The sequence below is a fragment of the Streptomyces alkaliterrae genome (assembly GCF_007097205.2).
GTDB classification, from domain to species: Bacteria; Actinomycetota; Actinomycetes; order Streptomycetales; family Streptomycetaceae; genus Streptomyces; species Streptomyces alkaliterrae.
Genome location: NZ_VJYK02000346.1, coordinates 1 through 5,486, shown reverse-complemented (window position 1 = coordinate 5,486; position 5,486 = coordinate 1). Strand labels below are relative to the sequence as shown.

At 75.4% G+C, this 5,486-nt stretch carries 6 protein-coding genes; all 6 read left to right on the top strand.

Annotated features, from left to right (window positions below):
- Positions 1-122: 122 nt before the first annotated feature.
- On the top strand, positions 123-578 hold the full coding sequence (locus tag FNX44_RS23280) for a polyprenyl synthetase family protein (RefSeq protein WP_228450144.1): 456 nt from the start codon (positions 123-125) through the stop codon (positions 576-578).
- A 114-nt stretch (positions 579-692) separates the two neighbouring features.
- The gene (locus FNX44_RS23275) at positions 693-1,499 is read left to right on the top strand and encodes a class I SAM-dependent methyltransferase (protein WP_323369615.1); all 807 of its coding nucleotides are present in this window, start codon (positions 693-695) and stop codon (positions 1,497-1,499) included.
- Positions 1,496-2,209: a hypothetical protein gene (locus FNX44_RS23270; RefSeq protein ID WP_143650779.1), complete on the top strand. Its 714-nt coding sequence runs from the start codon at positions 1,496-1,498 to the stop codon at positions 2,207-2,209. Before FNX44_RS23275 ends, FNX44_RS23270 begins: the two co-directional genes overlap by 4 nt.
- Positions 2,206-3,453: a 4-hydroxybenzoate 3-monooxygenase gene (locus FNX44_RS23265; protein WP_143650777.1), complete on the top strand. Its 1,248-nt coding sequence runs from the start codon at positions 2,206-2,208 to the stop codon at positions 3,451-3,453. The genes FNX44_RS23270 and FNX44_RS23265 overlap by 4 nt, the downstream gene beginning before the upstream one ends.
- 9 nt (positions 3,454-3,462) lie before the next feature.
- Positions 3,463-4,398: a UbiA prenyltransferase family protein gene (locus FNX44_RS23260; protein ID WP_323369614.1), complete on the top strand. Its 936-nt coding sequence runs from the start codon at positions 3,463-3,465 to the stop codon at positions 4,396-4,398.
- A gap of 428 nt (positions 4,399-4,826) precedes the next feature.
- A partial coding sequence (locus FNX44_RS23255; RefSeq protein ID WP_228450143.1) for a glutamate-cysteine ligase family protein occupies positions 4,827-5,486 on the top strand: 660 nt, incomplete at its 3' end.

Genomic DNA, 5,486 nt, shown 5'->3' with positions numbered 1-5,486 from the left:
CGCTGGGACCTGGAGGAGCTGACGGACACGGTGGAGCTGCTGGTCAGCGAGGTCGTCACCAACGCCGTCCGGTACGCCGAACGGCCGATCACGCTGCGGCTGCTGCGCACCGACCGGCTGCGCTGCGGCGGTTCGGTGAGGCGCTGGGCATCGCGTTCCAGATCCGCGACGACCTGCTGCCGTACGAGCCGGGGCCGCGCGGCTGGGCGTCGGGTGACAAGCCCGCCGACAGCGATCTGCGCAACCGGCGGCCGGCGCTGCCCGTGCTGCTGGCCAGGCGGCTGGCTTCGCCCGCCGAGCGGGAGAGCATCAACGCGCTGTTGGCCGGTCCGTTCCCGGAGAGGGGGAGCGACGGGCGGCAGGAGCGGTTGTGCCGGCTGGTGTGGGAGACCGGCGCGGTGCGGGAGGCGCACCGCATGGCGCGGGAGCAGGTCGAGCGCTGCCGGGCGGCGCTCGCCGTCCTTCCTTCGGGTGAACACCGGGACAGGCTCGGGGAGTTCGCCGAACTGCTCGGTGAGACGTCGCCGCCGGTGGCGGAGCCGGCGCGTGGAGAAGTGGTAGCCGTTCCTCCGGCTTGACGATCCGTCGAAAACATACAAGCGTCGCATTCGAGCCACAGCGCCGCCGCCGGGTCGACACGCCACCCGGACGCCGACCGACCGAACGTCCGAGACGAGGGAGCAGTACCAGTCGTGGACCTCGACCAGATGCCCAGGGGCGGTCCCGACGCGTCGTGGTGGGACCGCCGGTACGAGACGCGCCGCGAGGAGTACATCGACCGGCCGGAGACCGGTGCCCGGTGTCGGCAGGCGCTGCGCGGCCTGGACCGCTTCCAGCGGCTGAGCGGCGGCTACCGCACCTACAGCCGGCTTGCCGTCGCGGCGGTCGGTGACGACGTGCCGCGCCCGCGCGTGCTGGAGCTGGGCGCCGGGCACGGGCGGCTCGCCCGTCACGTGCTGGCGCGCCGCCCGGGCGCGCGGGTGACGGTGAGCGATGTGAACCCGCTTGTCGTCGAGGCGCTGCGGGCCGGGCCGCTCGGCCGGGATCGGCGGATCGAGATCGTCCGGCTGGACGCGACGGCGATCGACCGGCCGGACGGCGCGTACGACGTCGCCGTGCTCACCACCTGTCTGCATCATCTGCCGCCGTCCGGGGTGGCCGCCGTGCTGCGGGAGGGCACGCGTGTGGCGCGCCGCCTGCTGGTCGTGGACGGCTGGCGCAACCCGCTGTACCTGGCCGCCGTGCCGCTGATGGCGCTGACCGGCGGCTGGGCGCAGGCGCACGACGGGTTTGTCAGCCTGCGCCGGATGTACGGCGCGGCGGCCGTGCACGCGCTCGCCGAGCGCTGCGGCGCGCCCGTGCGGGTGCGGACGCGCTTTGTACCGCCCGCTTACCTGGCCGTGCTCGCCGAACGCCGGGCGGACTCCCGGCGCACGTCGGCGGTCGGACGGGCGAGCGGGGAACGAGTTGGACCGAACGGGGGAGGACGTGCCGGATGACCACCGAGGTCACATGGACGGAGAACGCGCGGGCCGCGTGGGCGGACGCGAGGACGACGGGCGGGGCGGGCGACTTCGCCTCGCCGCTGACGCGGATGCTGCTGAGCAGCGAGGGGATGACCACCACGCTGCTGGAGGCGTGGGCGGGGCGTCCCCTGCGGCCGACGGCGGTGGCGCTCGAACGCGCCCGCCCGGCGTGGTGGCCGCGTGAGGCGGAACTGCTGCGGGTGCCGGAGGACGGGCCGGAGCTGCTGGTCCGCCGGTCGCGGCTGGTCACGCCGGAGGGGGACGCGCTGTCGCGGAACCGGATAGTGGCGTGCGGTGACATGCCGACGGAGCTGCGGCGGGTGATGGGCGACGCCTCGGCGCCGCTCGGTCCGGCACTGCAGGCCGCGGGCACGGGGTTCCGCCGCACACTGCTGGCGGCGGGAACGGATCGCTGGGCACCGCTGGAGAACGTGGTACCCGAAGGCGGCGCCCGGCCGGAGGCCGCCGAACCGGAGGCCGCCGAACCGGGAGCCGCCGAACCGGAGGCTGCCGAACCGGGAGCCGTGCGGGCGGAGGCCGCGCCGCCGCCAGGCGCCGGCGCGGCGTTCAAGACGTATCTGCTCTGGCATGGTGAGGAGCCGTTCGCAGTGGTGACCGAGGTGTTCAATCCGGACTTCGTGCCCGCTCTGCGGGCCCGCCGCGCCGACCGGAGGCCGCGATGAGCGCGGTGCGGCGGCTGCGGACGCAGGTGGGGATCGTCGGCGCCGGGCCCGCCGGGCTGGTGCTCGGCGTGCTGCTGCTGCGGGCGGGGATCGACGTGCGGATCGTGGAGCGGCTGCCGCGCGAGGAGGTGCTGGCGCGGGCCAGGGCCGGACTGCTGGAGGACCGCGTCGTCCGCTTCCTGCACGAGCACGGACTGGCCGGGAGGCTGGCCAAGGAGGCCGTGCGGCACGGGCGTTGTGACTTCCTGTGCCTGGGTCGTCGGCTGCGCTTCGACTACGCGGAACGCGCCGGGGGCGCCCAGCACTGGGTCTACCCGCAGCAGGAGCTGGTCCGCGACCTGATCGAGGTCCTGGAGGCGGAGGGGCGTACGCCGTACTTCGGCCAACCGGCGTCCGCCGTCGTGGACGCGACCGGTCGGCGTCCCCGCGTCGAGTGCGCCGACCTGGTCCTGGAGTGCGACGTGGTCGTCGGCGCGGACGGCTGGCAGGGCGTGAGCCGGCGCGCGCTCCCGGCCGACGTGCGCGAGGGCGTGGGCCGGCGCTACCCGCACGACTGGCTGACCGTGCTGGCGGAGGTGGACCGGCCGGTGGAGTGCGTGCTGTACGCGATCCACGAGCGCGGCTTCGCCGCCATCGTGCCGCGCACCGAGAACCTCGCCAGGCTGTACCTCCAGGTCCCGCGCGACGAGGACCCGGCGGCGTGGCCCGAGGAGCGGATCCGCGAGCAGGCCAGACTCCGCCTCGCGGCGGCGGGCTCGAGCCTGCCGAGGATCACCGCACTGCGCCCGGCGGATGCTTTGCGTATGCGCAGTTCCGTGGTGTCGGCGCCCCGCCACGGCCGACTGTTCCTCGCCGGCGACGCCGCGCACATACTCACTCCCTGCGGGGCCAAGGGCATGAACCTGGCCGTCGCGGACGCCGCCGACCTCGCCGACTCGCTGGTCCGCCAGTTCCGCGACGGGGACCCGGTGCCGCTGGCCGGCTATCCGGAACGGCGGCTGCACGAAGCGTGGCGGGCCCAGGAGTTCTCGGACGCGCTGCTGCATCTGCTGCACCTCCCGCACGCCGACCCGGCCGACGGGCGGCCGGCCCCCGCCGACCCGGCCGGTCGCTTCGAGGCCCAGTTGCGACTGGAAAGAATCAGGCGGCTGGTCGAGCCCGGCCCGGCCGGCACCGCGTTCGCCCACGGCTACGTGGGCTCGTCGGCCTGGCTGCCGCCGCTGCCCGGCCCGCACTCGATGTGACGTGACGCCGTGACCGTCTCCGAGCGCTCGCCGGTCGCGTCCGTCGTCGACCGGGCGCGCGCCCTGTACGGGCTCTCGCGCGGCACGCAGGCGGTGCTGAGTATCGCCCAGCCGCTGGTCGCCGCGCTGCTCGCGGACGGCAGTCCGTCGCCGGGCCGGCTCGCGCTCGCGACCGTGGGCGGCCTGGCCGGTTTCCTCGCGGTGTTCGCGACGAACGACCTGATGGACGCGGGCGTGGACGGGCGGCGCTTCGCGACTCACCTGCGTGCCGACACCGGCCCTGACATCGACAGCGCCGGCGCCCGGCACCCGCTCGCCCAGGGCCTGCTCACCCGGCGGCTCGCGCTCGGCTGGATCGCCGGGCTGAGCGTGCTCGCGCTGGTGATCGGCGCGCTGCTCAACCCGGTGTGCGTGCTGCTGTTCCTGCTCGCCGCGCTGCTGGAGGTGGTCTACTGCCGACTGGCGACCGTCACGCCGTACAAGTTCCTGCTCAGCGGGGTGATGGTGGCCGTCGGGGCGTCCGCCGGCTGGTTCGCGTTCCGTACGAGCGTCGATCCGCTGCCGCTCGGGTTGTTCGTGCTGTGGATGTTCGCCTGGGAGATCGGCGGAAGGAACATCCCCAACGACCTCGCGGACGTGGCGGAGGACGTGCGGCTCGGCATCCGGACGGTGCCGGTGGTGTACGGGGCGCGGCCGGCGGTGTGGCTGGCGGGCGGCTTCCTGCTGGTGGCGTTCGCGGCGAGCGGCGTGCTGATGGTGGTGGCCTGGCCGGTGTTCGGCGTGGTCGGGCTGGTGGGGACGCTGGCCGTCGGGGTGCTGACGCTGCTGCGGCCCGCGCTGCTGCTGGTGCGCGACCCCGGGGCGGCGCTGCCCGCGTTCAACCTGGCCACATTCCATCCGGTGGGCGTGCTGGCCGCGCTGGTCGCGGCCCTGCTGCTGCGCTGAGCGCCGCGCACCCTCCCCGCGGCGGGTGCGCGAGCCGGACCGCGCCCCGCGCGGCAGCCGCGGAACGCCACCACGGGCGCCGCCCCCGGCGTCGGCACGCGGCCACTCCGGCGGGTCCGGTCGACGCGCGCAACCCGTACCCCGTGGCTACCGTGGGCAGACAGCGGCGCCACCGGCGCCCGGCGGCCGCCGCCGTACACGGCCCGACGCCCGCCGGAGCCGACCGCCCGACGGGACGTGCGAGGCGCCCGACGACGCGCCCCGGCACCGCCCGACGGGCGGCGGCGGGTCGGCCGTGCCCACCGGGCGCGTCCACGCCCGGCGCCCACCCGCGCCCCGACAGTTCATGTTTCGCACAGTGGTTCCCCCGGGCAGGGAGACAGATTGTTGTTCCGGCCCGTCCGTCCGTCACCCCGCGAGGAGTCGCCATGGACGCCGTACTCTCCGAGGCAGCAGCCGAGGACTACATCGGGGGAATCTGCTTCAAGACCGGCCCGCCCCGCCGCGTCGGGGTCGAACTCGAATGGCTGGTGCGCGACCGCGGCGACCCCACCGCCTGCGTACCGCCCGAACGGCTGGAGGCCGCGCTCGCACCGCTCTTCGCCCCGGGCGCGCTGCCCGGCGGCGGGCGGCTGACCTGGGAGCCGGGCGGCCAGCTGGAACTGAGCAGTGCCCCGGGCGACTCCGTCGCCCACTGCCTGGCGCTGACCTCGGCGGACCTGGCGCTGGTGCGCCGGGTCCTAGGCGAGGAAGCCGGCGCGGTGCTGTACGGCCGGGGGCTGGACCCCTACCGTTCGCCGGGCCGTGTGCTGGACACCCCGCGCTACCGGGCGATGGAGGCGTATTTCGACCGGGGCGGCCCGTGGGGCCGGGTGATGATGCGCGCCACCGCCGCCCTCCAGGTCAGCCTCGACGCCGGGGACGACTCCGACGGCCCCACCGGCTTCCGCCACCGCTGGACGCTGGCCCACCGGCTCGGCCCGGTGCTCGTCGCCGCGTTCGCGAACTCGCCGGTCTGGCAGCAGCGCCCCACCGGCTGGATGTCCACCAGACAGAGCATCTGGGCCCGGATGGACCCGCCGCGCACC